Raw genomic sequence first — 20,404 nt, 5'->3', positions numbered from 1 at the left:
ACTTCTCAGGCGCCCGCGTCCTGCACCACGCGGCGGCGGGCGCGGTCGATCACGAAGCGGCGCGGCGCGGCGGGATCGTGCGATTGCCAGCACAGGCCCGGCGCGTGCTGGTCCTGCCAATGCGCGTCGGTCTTGGGGGTGCCGTCCAGCGTCAGCCAGATGCCGTCTTCGGGAAAGATGCGGAACCAGTCGAGATGCGCGGCGCGGAAGGCGGCAAGCTGGGCGACATGGTCTTCCAGCGCCCGGTCGCGCCCTTCCCAATCGACCCAGCCGATCGCGTTGTCCTGCGCATAGGCGTTGTTGTTGCCTTGCTGGCTGCGGCCGAACTCGTCCCCGGCGGTCAGCATGATCGTCCCGGTCGAGGCGAACAGCGTGCCCAGCAACGCGCGCAAGTCCGCGCCGCGCGCCGCCAGCACCGCCGGATCGTCGCTCGGCCCCTCGACGCCGTTGTTCCACGAGAAGTTCTCGCCGTGCCCGTCGCGGTTGTCCTCGCCATTGGCCCAGTTGTGCCGCTGGGTATAGGACACCGTATCGGCGAGCGTGAAACCGTCATGCGCGGCGAGGAAATTGACCGTGCGGCAATTTTCCGGCACGCACTGGGGGCCGAACACGTCGGACGATCCAGCCATGCGCGTGGCCAGCATGTCGATCCCGCCATCGCCCCGCCAGAAGCGGCGCACGTCGTCGCGATAGCGGTCGTTCCATTCCAGCCAGTTCGCGGGGAACCGGCCCAGCTGATAGCCGCCCGGGCCGATATCCCACGGCTCGGCGATCATCACCCGGTCGGCCAGCAGCGGATCGGCGGCGATCTCGGCAAAGATCGGCGCGTCGGCGGCAAAGCCCGGCTCGCGCGCGAGCACGGTCGCCAGGTCGAAGCGGAACCCGTCGATGCCGCATTGCGCCACGAAATGCCGCAGGCTCGCCAGCGTCAGGCGGCGCACGGCGGGATTGGCGAAATCGAGCGTGTTGCCCGTGCCGGTATCGTTGATCAGCGAGCCGTCGGGCGCGCGGGCATAGGCGGCATCGTCCAGCCCGCGCAGCGAGATCACGCCGCCCTGCAAGTCGCTTTCACCACTGTGGTTGAACACCAGATCGAGGATCACGCCGATCCCTTCGGCGTGGAGCGCCGCCACCGTCTCGCGCAGCTCGGCGACGCCGCCGGGGCACAGCCCCGGATCAAGCGCCATCATCGCCACCGGGTTATAGCCCCAGGCATTGACCAGCCCGAGCGGCAGCAAGTGCCGCTCATCAATCCAGGCGACGATCGGCATCAGCTCGATCGCGGTGACGTGCAGCTTCCTGAAATGGGCCAGCACCGCCGGGTGACGCAGCGCCGCGATCGTGCCGCGCTGGCTGGCCGGCACGGCGGGATGGAGCATGGTGAACGCGCGGACATTGAGTTCATAGACCAGCCCGGCGCGGGCAAAGCGCGGCGGCCGCGCGGCCAGCGGCGGGCGCGGCGCGGGCACGATCGCCCTGGGCACGATGTCAGCGGTATCCTCACCGAAAGTGGCCAGGCGCGGGCTCTGGACGAAGCGGCGGTCCAGCTCCACGGCATAAGGATCGACCAGCAGCTTCGCCGGATCGAACCAGCGGCCGGCCTCCGGCGCCCATTCGCCCGCCGCGCGATAGCCATACCGCGCGCCGGACAAGTCCCCCGGCCATTCCAGTACCCAATCGGCCCCGTCGCGCGCCATGGCGTGGCGCGTTTCGGCCGGGCCATCGAACACACAGAGCCAGAGCATGTCGGCCAGCGGCGCGCGTACCGCGAAGCGCGTGACACCGCCCTCGACCCTTGCCCCCAGCGGCAAGCTCATGCGGCAAGCGACCGATAGAGATCGGCATAGGCCCTGCCGCTGGCGGCCCAGGAAAAATCGCACTTCATGCCGTTGCGTTGCAGCCGTTCCCATTCGCCCGGCTGCCAGTACAACGCGACCGTGCGGTTCAGCGCGGCGGCCAGGCTATCATAGCTGACCGCGCCGTGCTGCACGCCGGTGGCGACGCCGGCCGCCAGCGCGGCCGGATTGGCGTCGATCACCGTATCGGCCAGCCCGCCGGTGCGCGCCACCACCGGCACGCAGCCATAAGCCAGGCCGTAAAGCTGGGTCAGCCCGCAAGGCTCGAACCGCGAAGGCACCAGGATCGCATCGCCACCGCCCTGCATCCGGTGCGAGAGATCCTCGTCATAGCCGATGCGCACGGCGATGCGCCCCGGATGGCGCGCCGCCGCTTCGTGCAGCCCCTGCTCGATACGCGGATCGCCCGAGCCGAGCAGCGCCAGCCGCCCACCGATGCCGACCAGATGATCGAGCACTTCGAGCAGGACATCCATGCCCTTCTGCCAGGTCAGCCGGCTGATCACGACGAAGAGCGGGCCGTCATCGTGATCGAGCCCGAATACGGTTTCGATCGCGCGCTTGTTGGCCGCGCGGCGCGGCAGCGTGCGCGGGGTGTAGTGCCGGGCCAGCGCGGGATCGGTCGCGGGGTTCCACAGCGCGGTGTCGATGCCGTTCAGGATGCCCACGACATCGTGGCCGCGCGCCCGGATCAGCCCTTCCAGGCCCATGCCGAACTCGCCGCTGCGGATTTCCGCCGCGTAAGTCGGGCTGACGGTGGTGATCTTGCCGGCCGATGTCAGCCCGGCCTTCAGCATCCCGACGCCGCCGTGATATTCGACCCCATCGACCGACCATGCCTCGTGCGGCAGGCCGAGCCAGGGGAAGATGCTGGCATGGCAATAGCCCTGGAAGGCCATGTTGTGCACGGTCTGCACGCTGGGCACCGCCTGGCCGCCTTCGGGCGGGGCATAGCGCAAGTAGGCGGGCGCCAGCGCCGCCTGCCAGTCATGCGCGTGCAGCACGTCGAACGCCTTGCGCTTCACCGCGCCGCCGGCGATGTCGGCCGCCGCCCGGCTGAACGCGGCGAAGCGGCGCCAGTTGTCGCCCCAGTCATGCCCGGTGGAATCGCTGTAAGGCTGGCCGCCGCGCGCGAAGAAGCCCGGCGCGTCCAGCACCAGCAGCGGATGATCGCCGATCCGGCCGGCCAGCAGCCGCGCCGGCTCGCCCAGCAGCGCCGGCCAGGTGTGGATCGCCCGGACCTTGCCCAGCGACTGCATGACCGCCGGATAGCCCGGCAGCAGCGTCGTCATCTCCACGCCGTGGCCGGAAACCGCCGCGGGCAAGGCGCCCGCCACGTCGGCCAGCCCCCCGGTCTTGACCAGGGGAACGGCTTCCGACGCGACCGAAAGGACTTTCAGCGCCATGGCTCAGTTCGACAAACGGTCGATCATCGGCTTGGTGATCAGGCAGATGCCATTGTCGGTGCGGCGGAAACGGATCGCGTCAAGCTCCGGGTCTTCGCCCACCACCAGCCCTTCGGGGATGCGCACGCCCGAATCGATGATCACGCGGGACAGGCGCGCGTGGCGGCCGATGTTGCAATACGGCAGGATCACGCCTTCGTTGACGCTGGAATAGCTGCCCATCTTGACGCCGGTGAACAGCAGGCTGCGCCGCGCGGTCGCGCCCGAGACGATGCAGTCGTTCGAGATCAGCGAAGAGATCGCCGATCCGCGCCGGCCATCCTCGTCATGCACGAACTTGGCCGGGGCGGAGACCACCGCATCGGACCAGATCGGCCATTCGCGATCGTAGAGATCGAGCTTGGGCACGGTGTCGGTCAGGTCCAGGTTGGCTTCGAAATAGGCATCGATCGTGCCGACATCGCGCCAGTATTCCTCGATCTCCTCGGCGGCGCGGATGCAACTGTCGGTAAAGCGGTGGGCCTGCGCCTTGCCGTGCTTGACCAGATAGGGGATGATATCCCCGCCGAAGTCCCGCTTGGAAGCGGGATCGGCGGCGTCGCGCCGCAGCTGATCGAACAGGAACTGCGTCTCGAACACGTAGATGCCCATCGAGGCGAGGGCCTTGTCGGGATCGCCCGGGATGCCCGGAGGGTTCTTGGGCTTTTCCACGAACGAGGTGATCCGGTCCTTGCCATCGACCGCCATCACCCCGAACCCGCTGGCTTCCTTGCGCGGCACGACCAGGCAGCCGACCGTGACGTCAGCCCCCGAATCGACGTGCTGGCGCAGCATCAGCTCGTAATCCATCTTGTAGACATGGTCGCCCGCCAGGATGACCATGTACTTGGGGGCGTGGGCCTGGATGATGTCGATGTTCTGATAGACCGCGTCGGCCGTGCCTTCGTACCACAGCAGCTCGGAAATGCGCTGCGAGGCCGGCAGGATGTCGAAGCTCTCGTTGCGTTCGGGGCGCATGAAGTTCCACGCGCGCTGCATGTGCCGGATCAGCGAATGCGCCTTGTACTGCGTGGCGACACCGATGCGGCGAATGCCCGAATTGATCGCGTTCGACAGCGCGAAATCGATGATCCGCGCCTTGCCGCCGAAATAGACCGCGGGCTTGGCGCGGTTGTCGGTCAGTTCCTTGAGGCGACTGCCGCGCCCGCCGGCCAGCACATAGGCCATGGCTTCGCGTGCGAGCGGTTGACCGATATGGCTTCTCATCCCGGAATCTCCTGCATCAGCCCGCGTACTCCAGCATGATCGTCGCGAGCGGTGGCAAGGTTACATCCGCTCCGCCATGAATTGCATTGACCTGCCCCAAGTTCCCGTGTCCTCCGCCGCCATAGACTTGCGCGTCGCTGTTCAGCACTTCGCGCCAGGGGCCATCGTGGGGCAGCGGCACGCGGTAATGCGAGCGCAGCGCCGGCGTCATGTTGGCGATCACCGCGATCGGCGCCGCGCCGGGCGCCTTGCGCAGCCAGGCGAAGACCGAGTTCTCCGCATCGTCGACGATCAGCCAGGCAAAACCCTCGCCCTCGCAATCGCGGGCGTGGAGCGCGGGCCGGTCGCGATAGATCCGGTTGAGATCGCGCACCAGGTTGCGGATGCCTTCGTGCGCCGGGGCATCGCGCAGGCCCCAGTCGAGCGCGCGTTCCTCGCTCCATTCGCGGCGCTGGGCGAATTCCTGGCCCATGAACAGCAGCTTCTTGCCGGGATAGCCCCACATCATGGCATAGTAAGCGCGCAAGTTGGCGAACTGTTGCCAGTCGTCCCCGCTCATCTTGCCGAGCAGCGACCCCTTGCCGTGGACCACTTCATCATGGCTGAGCGGCAGGACGAAATTCTCGCTGAAGGCGTACATCAGCCCGAAAGTGATATCGTCATGGTGGAAGCGGCGATGCACCGGATCGCGGCTCATGTACTTCAGCGTATCGTGCATGAAGCCCATGTTCCACTTGAAGCCGAAGCCCAGCCCGCCTTCGTGCGCGGGCAAGGTCACGCCCGGCCAGGCGGTCGATTCCTCGGCAATGGTCATGAAGCCGGGATGCGTGCCATAGACCGCGCGATTGGTGGCGCGCAGGAATTCCACCGCTTCCCAGTTCTCGCGCCCGCCTTCGGGATTGGGAATCCAGTCGCCCGGCTCGCGCGAATAGTCGCGGTAGAGCATCGAGGCGACGGCATCGACCCGCAGGCCGTCGACATGGTACTGCTCGGCCCAGAACAGCGCGTTGTTGACCAGGAAGCTCGACACCTCGCGCCGCCCGAAATTGTAGATCAGCGTGTTCCAGTCCGGGTGGAAGCCCAGGCGCGGGTCTTCGTGCTCGTACAGCGCGGTGCCGTCGAAGCGGACCAGGCCATGCTCGTCGGTGGGAAAGTGCGCCGGCACCCAGTCGATCAGCACGCCGATGCCCGCGCGATGCGCCCCGTCGACGAAGCGGGCGAAGCCGGCCGGCTCGCCAAAGCGCGCGGAAGGCGCGAACAGGCCCGTGGTCTGATAACCCCACGAAGGATCGTAGGGATGCTCCGACACCGGCAGGAACTCGATATGGGTGAAGCCCATGTCGACGACATAGGGGATGAGCTGGTCGGCCAGATCGTCCCACGAGAGGAACCAGTTGAAGCGGTCGCGCTGCCACGATCCGGCGTGGACCTCATAGATCGAGATCGGCGCGCGGCGCGGATCGATCGAGGCCCAGTGCGCGCGGTGCGCGGCATCGCCCCAGTCCAGCTTGCCGGGCTGCACCGTCATCGAGGCGGTCTTGGGCCGCAGTTCCGAGGCGAACGCGAAAGGATCGGCCTTCAGCGGCCGCACCACGCCGTCGGCGCCGACGATGTGGTACTTGTAGGCCCGGTAATCGGCGATATCGGGAATGAAGATTTCCCACACGCCGATGTCCTTGCGGTTGCGCATCGGGTGGCGGCGCGAATCCCAGTCGTTGAAATCGCCGACCAGGCTGACGAGCCGCGCGTTGGGCGCCCAGACCGCGAAATGCACCCCGCTGGCGCCCTCATGCCGGATCAGGTGCGCGCCCAGCTTGTCGAAAAGGCGAAAGTGGGTGCCTTGCGCGATCAGCAGATCGTCGACCGGCCCCAGCACCGGGCCGAAGCTGTAGGGATCGGTGACGAGCCAGTCATAGCCGCCGGCCGAGCAGCGGTAGCGCACCGCCTGCGGCTTTCCGGGAAGGGCGCCTTCGAACAGGCCGCGCGGATCGACCTGTTCGAGCTGCCCCAGGAACTGGCCGTCAAGCGCGAAGGCCTCTACCTGCTCGGCGCCCGGCAGGATGGCGCGGGCAAAGCTGCCCTTGGGCGCCGGATGCATACCGAGCAGCGAGAACGGATCCGCATGGGTTCCATCGAGGAGAGCTTCAATCGCACTTGCCGGTGGCTTCACATGACTTTCCAGATGTCTCGCGCGTATTCGGCGATCGTCCGGTCGGACGAGAACCAGCCGACATTGGCGATATTGCGGATCGCCGATTCGCGCCAGCCGGCCCCGTCTTCCCAACGCGTATCGACCGCGCGCTGGGCAGCGGCGTAGCTGTCGAAATCGGCCGCGACCATGAACCAGTCGTGATCGTAGATGCCGCCCATCAGGCCGGTGTAGCGATCGGGATCGTCGGGCGAGAACACGCCGGTGGCGATCGCCGAAAGCGCCTGGCCCAGTTCGCGCGAGCTTTCGATGATCTCGCGCGGGTCATAGCCGTCGGCGCGGCGCGCGGCCACTTCCTCGGCGGTGAGGCCGAAGATGAAGATGTTGTCGTCACCCACCCGGTCCTTGATCTCGATATTGGCGCCATCGAGCGTGCCGATGGTGAGCGCGCCGTTCAGCGCGAACTTCATGTTGCCGGTGCCCGAGGCTTCCATGCCCGCGGTCGAGATCTGTTCGGACAGGTCCGCCGCCGGAATGATCCTTTCGGCATAGCTGACATTGTAGTTGGGCACGAACACCACCTTGAGCAGGCCGCCGACCGAAGGATCCGAATTCACGCGCCTAGCGATGTCGTTCGCCAGTTTTATGACAAGCTTGGCGTTGTGATAGCTGGGCGCCGCCTTGCCACCGAAGATCTTTACGCGCGGCACCCAGTCGCGCTCGGGATGACTACGGATCTGATCGTAAAGCGCCACGGTCTCGATCAGGTTGAGCAGCTGGCGCTTGTATTCGTGGATGCGCTTGATCTGCACGTCGAACAGGGCATCGGGATCGAGCCGGATGCCCATCGTCTTCTTGATGTGATCGGCCAGCGCCACCTTGTTGGCGCGCTTGACTTCGGCCACCCGCTCACCCAGCGCGGCATCGCCCGCCAGCGCGTTCAGCGCCGAGAGCTTTTCCGCATCGTCCAGGAAGCCGTCGCCGATCGCGTCCTTGATGATCGCGGTCAGCCCCGGATTGCACTGCTGCAGCCAGCGGCGCGGCGTGACGCCGTTGGTCTTGTTGTTGATCCGCGCGGGATAGAGCTTGTGCAGCTCGGCGAAGACCGTGACTTTCATCAGGTCGGTATGCAGCGCGGCCACGCCGTTGACGCTGTGCGCACCGGCGAAGGCCAGGTTGGCCATGCGCACGCGCCGCTCGCCGCTTTCCTCGATCAGCGAGATCTTGGCGATCGCGGCATCGTCCAGCCCGGCCTTGCGCGCCTCGCGCAGGACGCGGCTGTTGATCGCGTAGATGATCTGCATGTGGCGCGGCAACATGCGCTCGAACAGCGGCAGCGGCCAGGATTCCAGCGCTTCGGGCAGCAGCGTGTGGTTGGTGTAGCTGATCGTGCGCTGCGTCACCGCCCAGGCCTCGTTGAATTCGAGGCCATGGACATCGACCAGCAGCCGCATCAGCTCGGCCACCGCGACCGAGGGGTGCGTGTCGTTGAGCTGGATCGCCGCCTTGTCGGGCAAGGTGCGCACATCGCCATCGTATTGCACATGGCGGCGCACGATGTCCTGGATCGAGGCGGCGGAGAAGAAATACTCCTGCCGCAGCCGCAGCTCCTGCCCGGCCGCGTTCGAATCGGCCGGATAGAGCACGCGCACCAGGCTGTCGGCGCGCACCTGATCGGCCAGCGCGCCGATGTGATCGCCCGCGTTGAAGGCATCGAGCTTGATCGGATCGAGCGCGGCGGCGGTCCACAGCCGCAGCGTGTTCACCCGCTTGCCGCGCCAGCCGACCACCGGGGTATCGACCGCGATCGCCTCTACCTCCTCGGCCGGTTCCCAAACCACGCCGTCCCCTTCCGCGATCACCTCGCCGCCGAAGCCGATGCGGTAGGAGCTTTCCAGCCGCTCGAACTCCCAGGGATTGCCGTGGGCCAGCCAGTTCTCGGGCAGCTCGACCTGCCAGCCATCGTCGATGCGCTGGCGGAACATGCCGTTCACATAGCGGATGCCATAGCCATAGGCCGGGATGTCCAGCGTCGCGAGGCTTTCCATGAAGCAGGCGGCCAGCCGGCCCAGGCCACCGTTGCCCAGCGCGGCGTCAGGCTCCATCTCTTCCAGCGCGGCCAGATCGAGGCCCTGCGCGCGCAGCGCGTTCTCCATGTCCCTGGTCATGCCCATGTTCGACAGCGCATCGCGCAGCAGCCGGCCGATGAGGAATTCCATCGAAAGATAGTAAACCCGCTTGCCGCCTTCGTCGTACGTGCGGCGGGTCGATTCCATCCAGCGGTCGATGATCGCGTCGCGCAGCGCGAGGATCGTGGCGGTATACCAGTCATGCGTCTTGGCGGCGCGTTCGTCCTTGCCGACGCGGTGGCGCAGGACATCGACGATATGTTCGTCCATGGAAAGGGGACTGGCGGTCTTGATCTGGGTTGCCACGGGCGAACTCCTTCAACGCGCCGTGAGTGGAGCGCCCACTCGGCCGGCTATGGTTAACCGCCTCCCAGAGCCGGTCCGGTACCATTCGGGAACATGGCGTGACAATCGCCCGCCCCCGCAGGCAGAGAGACCTTGAAGCTCCTCCTCCACCCCCATCGCTAGCACAGACCGCCCTTGCGGCAATAGCGATTGTGCAGTGCGAAAGAAAAATCGCCCGGGAGGATAATAAAGCCACTGACGGGCCGGCGCCCTGGCCTTGCGGCATCGTCGGCGCGCGTCGCGAAGCCGGCTTGCCTGCCTCTGCCGGCGATCGCGCTTGCCTGTGGCGACAGGCGGTGGCGATCGCATCGGCCCGGCGGTAATCGGGGCGGAAGACCGGACCGAAGGAGATGCCCGGATGAGCGCAAGCCAGATGAGCGCAAGAGTGATGAGCGCAAGAGTGACGCGAAGCGACAGCGAGGGCCTGTGCACGCTCATGCTGAACCGGCCGGACAAGCGCAACGCGCTCGACCGGCGCGCGTTCGAGGAACTCGACGCGCATTGCGCCGCGCTCGAAGGGGAGACCGCAACGATCGGCTGCGTGGTGCTGCGCGGCAAGGGCCCGGTGTTCTGCGCCGGCGCGGACATCGCCGAGCTTGGCCCCGGCTTCACCGACAGCGCTTTCCGGCCGCACGTGATCGAGCGGCTCGCGCGGCTGCCCCAGCCGGTGATCGCGGCCGTGCATGGGCTGTGCTTCACCGGCGGGCTGGAACTGGCGCTGGCGGCCGACCTGATCGTTGCCGAGCGCGGCGCGCGCTTTGCCGACACCCACGGCAAGTGGGGGCTGGTCGGCGCCTGGGGCATGACGCAGCGCCTGCCGCGCCGCGTCGGCCTGGCCACGGCCAAGCGCCTGATGTTCACCGCCAGCCCGATCGACGCCGGGGAAGCCGCCACGATCGGGCTGGTCGACGTGCTGGCCGAGGAAGGCGGGCTGGATGCCGCGGTCGCTACGCTGACGGGCGATATCCTGGCCAATTCATGGCACACCAATATCGCGACCAAGCGCCTGCTTGGCGAGACCGACGGCCTGCCGCTGGCCGAGGGCCTGGCGCATGAACACTATCGCTATCCCGGTTTCGCGCCGGACCATGCCGAACGGATCGCCGCGTTCAGCCGCAGATAGGAACGCGACTGGCGGCACATGGCGGCACCGGCCCGCAGCGCCTTGCCCGACACATTCCGCCCCCTTACCAGGAGGTGCGCCCCGCCATCAGCAGCCGCACGACCTCGGCGCCGAACTCGCGGCGTTCGGCGCCCGAAACCGCGCGCATGGACACCACCGCCTCGGAGAAGAAGCCGCGCAGCGCCATGACGAAGACCGATGCGACACTTTCGGGCTTGCCGCAGGCAATGCCGTCGCGCTCGGCGCAATAGGCGATGTAATCGGTGATCGCGCCAATCGATTGCCGGCGCAATTCGGAGGAAATCCGGGTCAGTTCGGGAAAGCGCGCGCCCTCGCTGTGGAGCAGCTTGTCGAACAGCACCCAGTCCCTGGCCAGCGCCGTTGCCAGCGCCCGGTCGGCGAAGCTTTCCAGCGCTTCGCCCAGCGGCGTGTCACGCTCGCACTCCAGCAGCGCGGGCAGCGCGGGATAGCTGCGCTCGACAATGTAGCCCAGCAGCGCGCGGAACAGATCTTCCTTCGAGGAAAACCGCGCATAAAGCGTGGTCTTCGACATGCCCGCCGCCTCGACGATGTCCGCCATCGACGTGCCCGCATAGCCATGGGCAAGGAACTGGTCCGCCGCGGCGGCGAACAGCTCCCGTTCGATTTCCACGACTTCGCTGGCTTTCGGCCGCCCGCGCGAACGCCGGGAAGACGGCGTCGCGCGCCGGCCTCGCCGGCCGGCGCCACGCTGATCCTCGACACTCAACCCGTATACTCCCGATCCGGTGAGGCGACCCAGATCTCCTTGCAGCGCGGCTTGTCGGCGAAAGGACGGCAAGGCCATGCTGCATGGCGAAAGCAGCATCGTGGCTTTGCCGCCGGATGGCAATAGGCAGGCCACGTCTGTGGAAAATAACTTGCTGAGATGCCGGACAAAGCCGGCCGATCGGCCCGGCGATCGGGCGCCTAGCGATCCTCTTCCCAGGTGCAGTCCTTCTGCTCGATGCCGAGCCGTTCGACGACCTGGCGGATGCCGATGATGTCGAACAGCACTTCGCCATCGGCGATGCGCTGGCGGAAGGTCACTTCCTTGGCCGCCCGCGCCTCGGCATTCTCCACCGCCAGCCGCAGCAGCGCGCGCGGGATCACCAACACCCCGTCGCCATCGCCGCAGATGATGTCCCCCGGCTCGACCAGCACGCCATCGACCACCACCGGCACGTTGACCGCCGCCGGCCCATTCTTCTCGGGGTGTTCGACCGAGATCGCGGTGGCCCAGACCGGATAGCCCAGCTCGCGGATCGCGTCGGTATCGCGCGTCGCGCCATGGACCACGGTGCCGGCCACGCCTTTCTTCACCGCGAAATTGCAGGCGACATCGCCCCACAGCGCGCCCTGGTGCCCGCCGCCGTTGGTCAGCACCAGCACGTCGCCCGCCCCGGCGACGTTGAGCGCGGCGTGGATCGCCAGGTTGTCGCCCGGATAGTTGAACGCGGTCACGGCCGAGCCGCAGACCTTCTGCCCCGGCGCGATCGGCCGCATCGCCGGGCTCATCAGGCACATGCGGCCCGCGACCGCGCCCAGCCCCTCGTGCAGATCGGCGATGCCGAATTGCGCGGCGCGCGCGATCAGATCCGGGTCGCTGCGCGGAATCCGGCTGTAGATGACCGATTGGGTGGGAATCATGCAAGGGCCTCCGGGTTGAGCAGCGTGGCGGGGGTTTCGCCCCGGCTGACGGTTTCGATCACTTGCGCGACGTGCAGCGCCATGTGCTTCATCCCCGCCTCGGTCACGCCGGCGACGTGGGGCGAAAGGATTGCGTTGGGCAGCGCGAACAGCGGATGGTCGGCCGGCGGCGGCTCGCTTTCGAACACGTCGATGCCCGCGCCGCCGATGCTGCGCGCCTTCAGCGCCTCGACCAGCGCCGCCTCGTTGACGATGCCGCCGCGCGAGCAGTTCACCAGGATCGCCTTGGCGTGCATTTGCGCCAGTTCGGCCGCGCCGATCAGGTTTCGCGTGCCCTCGGTCAGCGGGGTGTGGATCGAGATGACGTCGCGCTTCAGGATATCGGCGAGCGCCATCGGCTCGACCCCGGCGGCGCGGATGTCCGCATCGGCCAGCATGGGATCGTAGGCCGCCACTTCCGCGCCGAAGCCCGCGCCGCAGATCGTGGCGACGCAGCGCGCGATGCGGCCGAAGCCGATCAGGCCCACTTTGGCGCCGGTCAGGTCGCCCAGGCGGATGCCCCAGCGCTCGTTCCAGCGGTCCTCGCGCACCAGCGCGTCCATCTCGCGCACTTGCCGCAGCAGCGCCAGCATCAGCGCCACCGCGCCTTCGGCGACGGCGGTGGAATTGTTGCCGCCTGGCGTATTGGCCACGATCACGCCGCGCCGGGTGGCGGCCGGAATGTCGATATTGTCCACCCCGGCGCCGTGCTTCACGATCGCCTTGAGGCCGGGCATCCGGGCGAACAGGTCATCGCCGATGTCGCTGGTGCGGATGACGATCACGCTCGTATCCGCAAGGCGCGGATCATCGCGCCAGCCCTCTGCCCCGATCACGTCATGCGCGGCGGCGATCCGCTCGACGCCGACGGGGTGAATCGGATCAATGATGCAGACGCGTTCGCGCGTGGCCACGCCTTTTCTCTCCCATGCCGGCAGCGCGCCGATGTATACCATTTGCCCGATCAGGGCCCGATTCCAACTGAAAGCTCTTTGCCCGCGCGTCAACTCATAATAGGGGCTTTGAGCCCCAGAGAAGGAGAGAGGAAGCATGTTCGCCGCCCCGCCCGCAGTCATGGCCGAAGTGTTCTGCCGCATCCCCGAAAAGTTCCGCCGCCATGGCGAGACCACCGAATGGGCGCAAGTCCAGCTTCACGGCGCGCCGGCACCCGTGTTCCTCGAAGGCCCGGTGTTCGACAGCGCGGGCAACCTGTGGGTCACCGACATTCCCTGGGGGCGGCTGTTCAGAATTTCGCCCGATGGCGAATGCGAGCTGGGCTTTGAATACGATGGCCAGCCCAACGGCATGAAGTTCCTCGACGACGGGCGCCTGCTGGTGGCCGATCACCATCGCGGCATGATGATCTGCGATCTGGCCACCGGCAAGGCCGAGCCCTGGTTCGAACGTTACCTGCTGGAACCGTTCCTGGGCTGCAACGACCTGACGATCGCGAGAAACGGCGACATCTATTTCACCGATCAGGGCCAGAGCGGCTGGCACAATCCCAACGGCCGCCTGTTCCGGGTGAAGCGCGGCACCGGCCAGCTCGAACTGCTGCTCGACAAGATCCCCAGCCCCAACGGCCTCGTGCTCAACAAGGCGGAGACCGCGCTGTTCCTGGCGGTGACGCGCGCCAACGCGATCTGGCGGCTGCCGCTGGTGATGGACGGCGCCGTGGTCAGCAAGGTCGGCACGTTCATCCAGATGTCGGGCGGCAGCGGGCCGGACGGCGTGACCATCGACCAGGAGGACAACATCGTCGTCTGCCACGTCGGCTTCGGCGCGGTCTGGCTGTTCAGCAACCGGGGTGAGCCGATGCTGCGGATCGACGTCCCCGAAGGTCGCTTCACCACCAACGCGGCTTACGGCGGCCCGGACAACAAGTGGCTGTTCTTCACCGAATCGAGCACCGGCGCGGTCTACAAGACCGAGATGCCGGTGCCCGGACGCGAGATCTATTCCACCAGCATCTGAGGCGCGGGCGCGCCGGCCTAGCCGGCGGCCAGCCCCGCGGCGGCGATCCCGGCGAAGGCTGCTTCCTCGTCCTTGTCGGACAGGTCGCCGCTGACGCCGACCGCGCCCAGCAGGCTGCCGGCCGCGTCCTTCACCAGCACGCCGCCGGCCGCCGGGATCAGCTTGCCGGCCCAGGCCGCGCTCAGCGCCGCCAGGAATTGCGGGCGTTCGGCCGCCATGTCGCCCAGCTTGCGGCTGGACACGCCCATGGCGAGCGCGCCCGCCGCCTTGCCGCCGGCGATATCCGGGCGGCCATAGGCCGAGCCGTCCTCCCGCTCCATCGCCACCAGATGGCCGCCCGCGTCGAGCACCACCACGGTGAGCGGGTTGAGGCCCATCTCGCGGCCCCTGGCGCGCGTGGCGGCGATGATGGCGCGGGCCTGTTCGAGGCTGATCATGCGGCGGTCCTTTCCCTGTGCGATTGCCCGCGCCGTCTAGCCGCGCGGGCCCACACCGGCAACCGCCAATGTATACACGAATCCCCCGTCAGGCCGCGCCGATCAGCTCCCGGCCGATCAACATGCGGCGGATCTCGTTGGTGCCGGCGCCGATGTCGAGCAGCTTGGCATCGCGCAGATAGCGTTCGACCGGCCAGTCCTTGGTATAGCCGGCGCCGCCCAGCGCCTGCACCGCCTCGCCCGCGACGCGGAACGCGCTCTCGCTCGCCAGCAGGATCGCACCGGCCGCGTCGAAGCGCGTCGTCTGCCCGGCATCGCAGGCCCGCGCCACCGCATAGACATAAGCCCGCGCCGATTGCAGCGCGACGTACATGTCCGCCACCTTGGCCTGCATCAGCTGGAACGCGCCGATCGGCTTGCCGAACTGCCGCCGCTCGCGCACATAGGGAATCACCGTGTCGAGGCAGGCCTGCATGATGCCAAGCTGTAGCCCGGCCAGCACCACCCGCTCATAATCAAGCCCGCTCATCAGCACGCGTACACCGCCGTGCAGCGGGCCCATCACCTGCTCCTCGGGCACGAAGCAATCGTCGAACACCAGCTCGCAGGTGGGCGAGCCGCGCATCCCCATCTTGTCGATCTTCTGGCCGATCGCAAAGCCGGCGAAGTCCTTCTCGATCAGGAAGGCGGTGATGCCCTTCGATCCCTCGCCGGTCTTGGCATAGACCACCAGAGTATCGGCATAAGTGCCGTTGGTGATCCAGAACTTGGTGCCGTTCAGCCGGAAGCCGCCGGGCACCGCATCGGCCTTCAGCTTCATGCCCACCACGTCCGAGCCCGCGCCCGCTTCCGACATCGCCAGGCTGCCGACATGCTCGCCAGTGATCAGCCTGGGCAGGTACTTCGCCTTCTGCTCCTCGTTGCCCCAGCGGCGGATCTGGTTGACGCACAGGTTCGAGTGCGCGCCATAGCTCAGGCCCACCGAAGCACTGGCCCGGCTCACTTCCTCCACCGCGATCACATGTTCGAGGTAGCCCAGGCCGATCCCGCCCCAGTCCTCTTCCACGGTAATGCCGTGCAGGCCCAGCTCGCCCATTTCCGGCCAGAGCGCGCGGGGAAACCAGTCCTCGGCATCGACTTTCGCCGCCAGCGGCGCGATCCGTTCATCGGCGAAGCGCGCGGTGCTTTCGCGGATCATCTCCGCATTCTCGCCCAGCGCGAAATCGAACGGCGGTGTCGCGCGGCTCATTCGGCGGCGTCCAGGATCGGAGTGCCGGACACGGGCGCGGGCTGGCCGCTGCCGGCCAGCAGATGGCCATAGCGCACCAGCCCCGTGCGGGTGCGACGGATATGCATGACCAGCGCGGCTTGCGCGGTCTCTATTTCTCGATTGCGAATTGCGTCAAACATCAGTTGGTGCTCGATATCATGAGTGCGGTTGCCACCGGACATGGCCAGCTTCAGGTAGGCCCGGCGGTAGCTTTGGGTCGTGTCCCAGACCCGTTCGACGATCTGCGCGAGCAGAGGCGTGTTGTGGCGACGATAAGTGATCCAGTGGAATTCGCGCCCCAGCGCGATCGCCTCGTCGATGTCGGTCACGCGTTCGTTGCGTTCCATCACCTGACGCAGATCCTCGATATCCGCGTCGGTCAGGTTCGGCACGCTGTCCGCCAGCAGCAGCGGCTCGATCCTTTCGCGGATCTCATAGGAAATGATGAGGTCGCGATTGGTCAGGCTGGTGACGCGCGCGCCGGCATTGACACGCATGGTGACGAGCCCGCGCGCTTCCAGCATCCGCAGCGCGTCACGCACCGGGATGCGGCTGGTGTGCAGTTCATCGGCCAGTTCGTCCTGCTTGATCCGCGCGCCCGGCACCAGCTCGCCGGAAAGGATACGCTCGGCAAGGATATCGGCGACCCGCTGGCTCGCGACGGTTTGCTGATCCTTGATCATTGGACTCCTTGGAAAATCGCTGGGGCGCGGACCATAGCGGCAACACCGCGCTTCGCCAAATCGCGCGCCGCGCTCATCCGGCGACGATCGCCTCCAACCGGGCGACGGCCAGCCAACGCTCCCGCTCGGCCAGCCGCCGCGCCTCGTGCAGCGCGACGACATCGAGCCCCGGCTGGCCCAGGATCAGCCGGCGCGGCGGCGCGGGATCGGCCAGCGCGGCCAGCAGCGCTTCGGCGCCGGCGCGCGGATCGTCGCCCGCGCCCCAACCGGCGTTGCCCGCCTCGCGCGACAGCGCCGCCAGATCGTAATGCGCCGCAGGCGGGACGATATCCATCGCCCCGGCAAAGCCGGTCGCGAAAGGGCCCAGCTCGGCCAGCGTCACCCGGATGCCGAGCGGCGCCAGCTCGGCCGCCATCGATTCGGTCAGGCCGGCAAGCGCGAACTTGGACGCGCAGTAATAACCGATCACGGGAAAGCCCACTTGCCCCGCGACCGAGCCGATATTGACGATCTGCCCGGACCGGCGCGCCAGCATCCCCGGCAGCACCGCCTTGATCATCCCCAGCGCGCCGAAATAGTTGGTTTCCATCATCGCCCGCGCATCGGCGACCGGCGCGTCCTCCACCGTTCCCATGTGGCCGTGGCCGGCATTGTTGACCAGCACGTCGATCGCGCCGAACCGTTCCAGCGCGCGGGCGACAGCGGCCGCGATCGCTTCGGGCCGCGTGACGTCGAGCGCCAGTGCCAGCGCGCGATCGCCATAAGGCGCGGCCAGCCCCTCCAGCAAGGCCACGGCGCGCGCGGTGGCCACCACCCGTTCGCCCCGTTCCAGCAGCGCTTCGGCCAGCACGCGGCCAAACCCGCGCGACGCGCCGGTGACCAGCCAGGTTCTTTCAGACATGCACCATCTCCTCCCCGCCCGTTGTCGGCGAGCGGAGCGGCACTCGTCAATACCGCGACCAATGACGAGTGCCGCATCGTGCGCATCCCGGTGCGCGATTGAACAGTCGTACAGTCAATCCGCTTGCCCGCCCGCGCCGGCCTCGTCCATAGATTTGCCGACAAGATACCAATGGGAGAGTCGGGAATGGGATTGCTGGAAGCGCATCGGGCCATGGCCGGGAAGATCGCCGTCGTGATCGGCGGCTGCGCCGGCCATATCGGGCGCGGCGTCACGCTGGGGCTGGCGCACGAAGGCGTGCGGGTGATCGCCTGCGACAACGATCGCGAGGGGATCGCGGCCATCGTTCCCGAAGTGGAAGCGCTGGGCGGCACGATCTCGGCGCATTGCGCCGATGTGGCCGACGAAGCCTCGCTCGATGCGTTCTGGGACGCGGTCGCGGCCGAGACCGGGCGGGTCGATATCCTGGTCAACGTCGCCGGTCTGGTCGAGCGCAACCTGTTCGCCGATACGACCCGCGCGCTGCACGCCCGCGATATCCGCATGAATTACGATTACATCGTGCAATCCTGCCACCGCGCGTTGCCGCTGCTGCGCGCAAGCGGCGAAGGCGCCGCGATCGTCAATTTCACCACGATCGAGGCGCATCGCGGCGCCGCCACCTTCGCGGTCTATGCCGGGGCCAAGGCGGCGACGACCAATTTTACCCGCGCGCTCGCGGTCGAACTGGGCGCCGACATGATCCGGGTGAACTGCCTGGCCAGCGACACGACGCTGGCCCGCGCCTCCAACGCCGCGCTGGCGGCGGAGGACTTCGCCCGGCTGGCCGAACTGGGCGAGGATGCGCTGAACAAGTCGATCGAATTCTACGTGCCGCAAAAGCGCCCCCCCAGCGTTGGCGAAGTGATCGACGGCCTGCTGTTCCTCGTCAGCGACCTGTCGCGCACGGTGACGGGGCAGACGCTCCATGTCGATGGCGGCACCAGCGCCTCGTGGGGCTTCCTCGACTGGCCGGAAGGCGACGGCTTCATGCCCGCGCCGCTGGGCGGGACGCTGAAAAAACTGCAAGGATAGGCACGCTTTCGCCCGATCCTGTGCGTTTTCGCACCGACGGGAAACGAATCGCCGCCTAGGCGTTCCCTTATTGAAAGGGGACGATGAATGAGCGGAGTGATGTTTGCCCTGGCCCTGTTCGGCTGTTCGGACGACGGCACCGCCTGCCAGCGCCTGGCCGGCCCGGTGCAAGGCTACGAAAGCCGCACAGCCTGCCTTGCCGCCCGGGAAGCGGCGCTGGGCAGCGACACGGCCATGGCCGCCGACTATCCCACCGTCTTCGCGCAGTGCCTGGACAGCAGGCAACTCGCACGGCTGGGCAAGGGCACGATCGACCTGACCCGGCACGCGGCGGCTTTCGCTTCGGCCAACTAGGCGGGATCGAGCGCGCTAGCCGCGGCCGCGATAGCCCGGCACGCCCTGATCGGGCACCCACAGCCCAGCGGGCGCCGGGCCGGATTGCCAGAACACGTCGATGGGAATGCCGCCCCGCGGATACCAGTAGCCGCCGATGCGCAGCCAGAGCGGGCGCATCTCGTCGCACAGGCGCTGGCCGATGCCCACCGTGACATCCTCGTGGAAGCCGCAATGGTTGCGGAACGCGCCAAGGAACAGCTTCAGGCTTTTCGATTCGACGATGGTTTCGCCGGGCGCATAATCGATCACCAGATGCGCGAAATCGGGCTGGCCCGTCACCGGGCATAGCGAGGTGAATTCCGGCGCGGCGAAACGCACGAGATAAAGCGTGCCCCGGCGGGGATTGGGCACGTAATCGAGAATGGCCTGCTCGGGAGATGCGGGCAAGGCGCTCTGCCGGCCAAGGTGCAGCGGCGGGGAAGGCGTATCGCTCATCCCCCCGGCCATGCCGCCATCGCGCGCGCGACACAAGCCGGCGTTGCCATGCCGGCCAATTAAGTCGAGGTTCAGCCGGCCGGCCGAAGGAGACTGGCGGGATATGAGGGCCGACCGCAAGATCACCGCGCACGTTGCCCGCCTCGCGCTCGCGCTGGGGCTTGCCTGGCCCAGCGCGCTGCCGGCGCAGGATGCCGGCGGGGTCGGCAGCTATCAGTTGCCGCCCGCCCCCGGCCCGACCGGCGCGCCCGTGGAAGGGCCGGTCGATCCCGAAAACCCCTTCCGCACGCGCCCCGGCGCGGCGCCCTCACCGACGCCCGCACCGACCACCGCGCCGACGCTGGCCATTCCGCCGGCAACGGGCGCGCCCGCGTCTCCGCCATCCACTCGCCCCCGGCCCACGGCCTCGCCGCCAGCCCCGCGCGCGACGCCGACGCCGACGGCCACCGCGAACCCGGCTCCGGCCAGCGCAAGCGCCGCGCCGCTCCCGATGCCAGCACCCGCGCCCGCCCCGGCCAGCGAGGTGCCCGCGACGCAGGGCCGCGATGCGTTGCCATGGATCGCCGCCGGCCTCGCCGCGCTGGTGCTGGCCACAGGCGGCGCGCTCGCCTTCCGGCGCCGCAAGAAACGGGGCCCGGCCCGTGCATCCGAAGCCGCGCCGCCCACGCCGAGCGCGCCCGCCGCATTGGCCGATCCGCGCCGCCGCCTCCCAGCCGCTCCGGCAGGCAGCCCGGCCCCCGATGGCGCCTTCGCGCTGCGGCTCGAACCCGAGAGCCTGCGGCTTTCGCTGGTCTACGCCACGCTGCGCTACCGCCTGGATCTGGCCGGCGACGGCGCGGACGGGCCCTTGCGCGTGGTGGCCGACATGATCGGCGCGCACGCCTCGCTCGACAGCCGGGCCCAGCTCGCGCCCGACCCGCAGGCGCTGGACACGCGGCACGAAATCCCCGCCCCGGCGGCGGGCGAAACCCTGGCGCTCAACGGCGAACTGCGGCTGCCGATCGAGGCGATCCGGCCGATCCGCAACGGGCAGAGCCAGTTCTTCGTGCCCCTTGCCCGCTTCTGCGTGCTGGGGCCCGAGGGGCATCGCGCCACGCGCGTCTTCACCATCGGCCAGCCCGGCGCGCGGGCGGACGAGCCGCTCGGCCCGATCCGGCTCGACGGGCCAAGGCTGATCCAGACGCTGGCCGCGCGCGAGATCGAGGCGGCACGCCGCTTGGCCCTCGACCCGGTGCGCGCCGCCAGCTAGGTTC

At 68.1% G+C, this 20,404-nt stretch carries 18 protein-coding genes; 5 read left to right on the top strand and 13 right to left on the bottom strand.

Translation table 11 applies throughout. The features are described from left to right. Window positions 1-5: 5 nt before the first annotated feature. Genes glgX through PYV00_RS01810 form a run of 5 tightly spaced genes read right to left on the bottom strand, consistent with a single transcriptional unit; the run spans window position 6 to window position 9,076 of the window. The gene (gene glgX / locus PYV00_RS01830) at window positions 6-1,817 is read right to left on the bottom strand and encodes a glycogen debranching protein GlgX (protein WP_275226535.1); all 1,812 of its coding nucleotides are present in this window, start codon (window positions 1,815-1,817) and stop codon (window positions 6-8) included. Beyond that, window positions 1,814-3,262 carry a glycogen synthase GlgA gene (gene glgA, locus PYV00_RS01825; RefSeq protein WP_275226534.1) on the bottom strand — a complete coding sequence of 483 codons (1,449 nt, stop codon included), beginning with the start codon at window positions 3,260-3,262 and terminating at the stop codon, window positions 1,814-1,816. The genes glgX and glgA overlap by 4 nt, the downstream gene beginning before the upstream one ends. A 3-nt stretch (window positions 3,263-3,265) precedes the next feature. Beyond that, window positions 3,266-4,528: a glucose-1-phosphate adenylyltransferase gene (glgC, locus tag PYV00_RS01820; RefSeq protein WP_275226533.1), complete on the bottom strand. Its 1,263-nt coding sequence runs from the start codon at window positions 4,526-4,528 to the stop codon at window positions 3,266-3,268. A 16-nt stretch (window positions 4,529-4,544) separates the two neighbouring features. Next, a complete protein-coding gene (gene glgB / locus PYV00_RS01815; protein WP_275226532.1) occupies window positions 4,545-6,698 on the bottom strand; it encodes a 1,4-alpha-glucan branching protein GlgB in 2,154 nt (717 codons plus the stop codon). After that, the gene (locus PYV00_RS01810) at window positions 6,695-9,076 is read right to left on the bottom strand and encodes a glycogen/starch/alpha-glucan phosphorylase (RefSeq protein WP_275226581.1); all 2,382 of its coding nucleotides are present in this window, start codon (window positions 9,074-9,076) and stop codon (window positions 6,695-6,697) included. The genes glgB and PYV00_RS01810 overlap by 4 nt, the downstream gene beginning before the upstream one ends. Window positions 9,077-9,509: 433 nt before the next feature. Here PYV00_RS01810 and PYV00_RS01805 point away from each other — a divergent pair, with 433 nt between their 5' ends. Continuing rightward, complete coding sequence (locus PYV00_RS01805) at window positions 9,510-10,274, top strand: enoyl-CoA hydratase/isomerase family protein (RefSeq protein ID WP_275226531.1); 765 nt, start codon at window positions 9,510-9,512, stop codon at window positions 10,272-10,274. Between the two features lie 64 nt (window positions 10,275-10,338). Here the strand turns inward: PYV00_RS01805 and PYV00_RS01800 are convergent, their stop codons facing one another. From PYV00_RS01800 to PYV00_RS01790, 3 genes are all read right to left on the bottom strand, one after another. Next, window positions 10,339-10,926 (bottom strand): TetR/AcrR family transcriptional regulator, encoded by a 588-nt coding sequence (locus tag PYV00_RS01800; RefSeq protein WP_275226530.1) that lies wholly within the window; start codon window positions 10,924-10,926, stop codon window positions 10,339-10,341. A gap of 296 nt (window positions 10,927-11,222) precedes the next feature. After that, a complete protein-coding gene (locus tag PYV00_RS01795) occupies window positions 11,223-11,942 on the bottom strand; it encodes a 4-carboxy-4-hydroxy-2-oxoadipate aldolase/oxaloacetate decarboxylase (protein ID WP_275226529.1) in 720 nt (239 codons plus the stop codon). Beyond that, window positions 11,939-12,895, bottom strand: coding sequence for a hydroxyacid dehydrogenase (locus PYV00_RS01790; protein ID WP_275226528.1), 957 nt, complete (start codon window positions 12,893-12,895; stop codon window positions 11,939-11,941). Before PYV00_RS01790 ends, PYV00_RS01795 begins: the two co-directional genes overlap by 4 nt. 136 nt (window positions 12,896-13,031) lie before the next feature. On the opposite strand from PYV00_RS01790, the gene PYV00_RS01785 reads away from it, so the two are divergent. Next, the gene (locus PYV00_RS01785; RefSeq protein ID WP_275226527.1) at window positions 13,032-13,955 is read left to right on the top strand and encodes an SMP-30/gluconolactonase/LRE family protein; all 924 of its coding nucleotides are present in this window, start codon (window positions 13,032-13,034) and stop codon (window positions 13,953-13,955) included. 17 nt (window positions 13,956-13,972) lie between these two features. Here PYV00_RS01785 and PYV00_RS01780 read toward each other — a convergent pair whose 3' ends face one another. From PYV00_RS01780 to PYV00_RS01765, 4 genes are all read right to left on the bottom strand, one after another. Further along, the gene (locus tag PYV00_RS01780) at window positions 13,973-14,392 is read right to left on the bottom strand and encodes a GlcG/HbpS family heme-binding protein (RefSeq protein ID WP_275226526.1); all 420 of its coding nucleotides are present in this window, start codon (window positions 14,390-14,392) and stop codon (window positions 13,973-13,975) included. Window positions 14,393-14,480: 88 nt separating this feature from the next. After that, a complete protein-coding gene (locus PYV00_RS01775) occupies window positions 14,481-15,641 on the bottom strand; it encodes an isovaleryl-CoA dehydrogenase (protein WP_275226525.1) in 1,161 nt (386 codons plus the stop codon). Then, window positions 15,638-16,345 (bottom strand): GntR family transcriptional regulator, encoded by a 708-nt coding sequence (locus tag PYV00_RS01770; RefSeq protein ID WP_275226524.1) that lies wholly within the window; start codon window positions 16,343-16,345, stop codon window positions 15,638-15,640. The genes PYV00_RS01775 and PYV00_RS01770 overlap by 4 nt, the downstream gene beginning before the upstream one ends. 73 nt (window positions 16,346-16,418) lie before the next feature. Then, window positions 16,419-17,246 (bottom strand): SDR family NAD(P)-dependent oxidoreductase, encoded by an 828-nt coding sequence (locus PYV00_RS01765; RefSeq protein WP_275226523.1) that lies wholly within the window; start codon window positions 17,244-17,246, stop codon window positions 16,419-16,421. A gap of 171 nt (window positions 17,247-17,417) precedes the next feature. Here PYV00_RS01765 and PYV00_RS01760 point away from each other — a divergent pair, with 171 nt between their 5' ends. Together PYV00_RS01760 and PYV00_RS01755 are read left to right on the top strand one after the other, a co-directional pair. Continuing rightward, entirely contained in the window at window positions 17,418-18,320 is a 903-nt protein-coding gene (locus PYV00_RS01760; protein ID WP_275226522.1) for an SDR family NAD(P)-dependent oxidoreductase, read from the top strand. 87 nt (window positions 18,321-18,407) lie between these two features. Then, window positions 18,408-18,674 (top strand): hypothetical protein, encoded by a 267-nt coding sequence (locus PYV00_RS01755; RefSeq protein ID WP_275226521.1) that lies wholly within the window; start codon window positions 18,408-18,410, stop codon window positions 18,672-18,674. Window positions 18,675-18,689: 15 nt separating this feature from the next. Here the strand turns inward: PYV00_RS01755 and queF are convergent, their stop codons facing one another. After that, a complete protein-coding gene (gene queF / locus PYV00_RS01750) occupies window positions 18,690-19,151 on the bottom strand; it encodes a preQ(1) synthase (RefSeq protein ID WP_275226520.1) in 462 nt (153 codons plus the stop codon). A gap of 103 nt (window positions 19,152-19,254) precedes the next feature. Here queF and PYV00_RS01745 point away from each other — a divergent pair, with 103 nt between their 5' ends. Further along, window positions 19,255-20,400, top strand: coding sequence for a hypothetical protein (locus PYV00_RS01745; RefSeq protein ID WP_275226519.1), 1,146 nt, complete (start codon window positions 19,255-19,257; stop codon window positions 20,398-20,400). The last annotated feature ends 4 nt before the right edge of the window (window positions 20,401-20,404 follow it).

Origin of the sequence: Novosphingobium album (ex Liu et al. 2023) (assembly GCF_029076845.1) — a bacterium.
Taxonomy (GTDB): Bacteria; Pseudomonadota; Alphaproteobacteria; order Sphingomonadales; family Sphingomonadaceae; genus Novosphingobium.
This window is presented reverse-complemented; position numbering and strand designations above follow the sequence as displayed.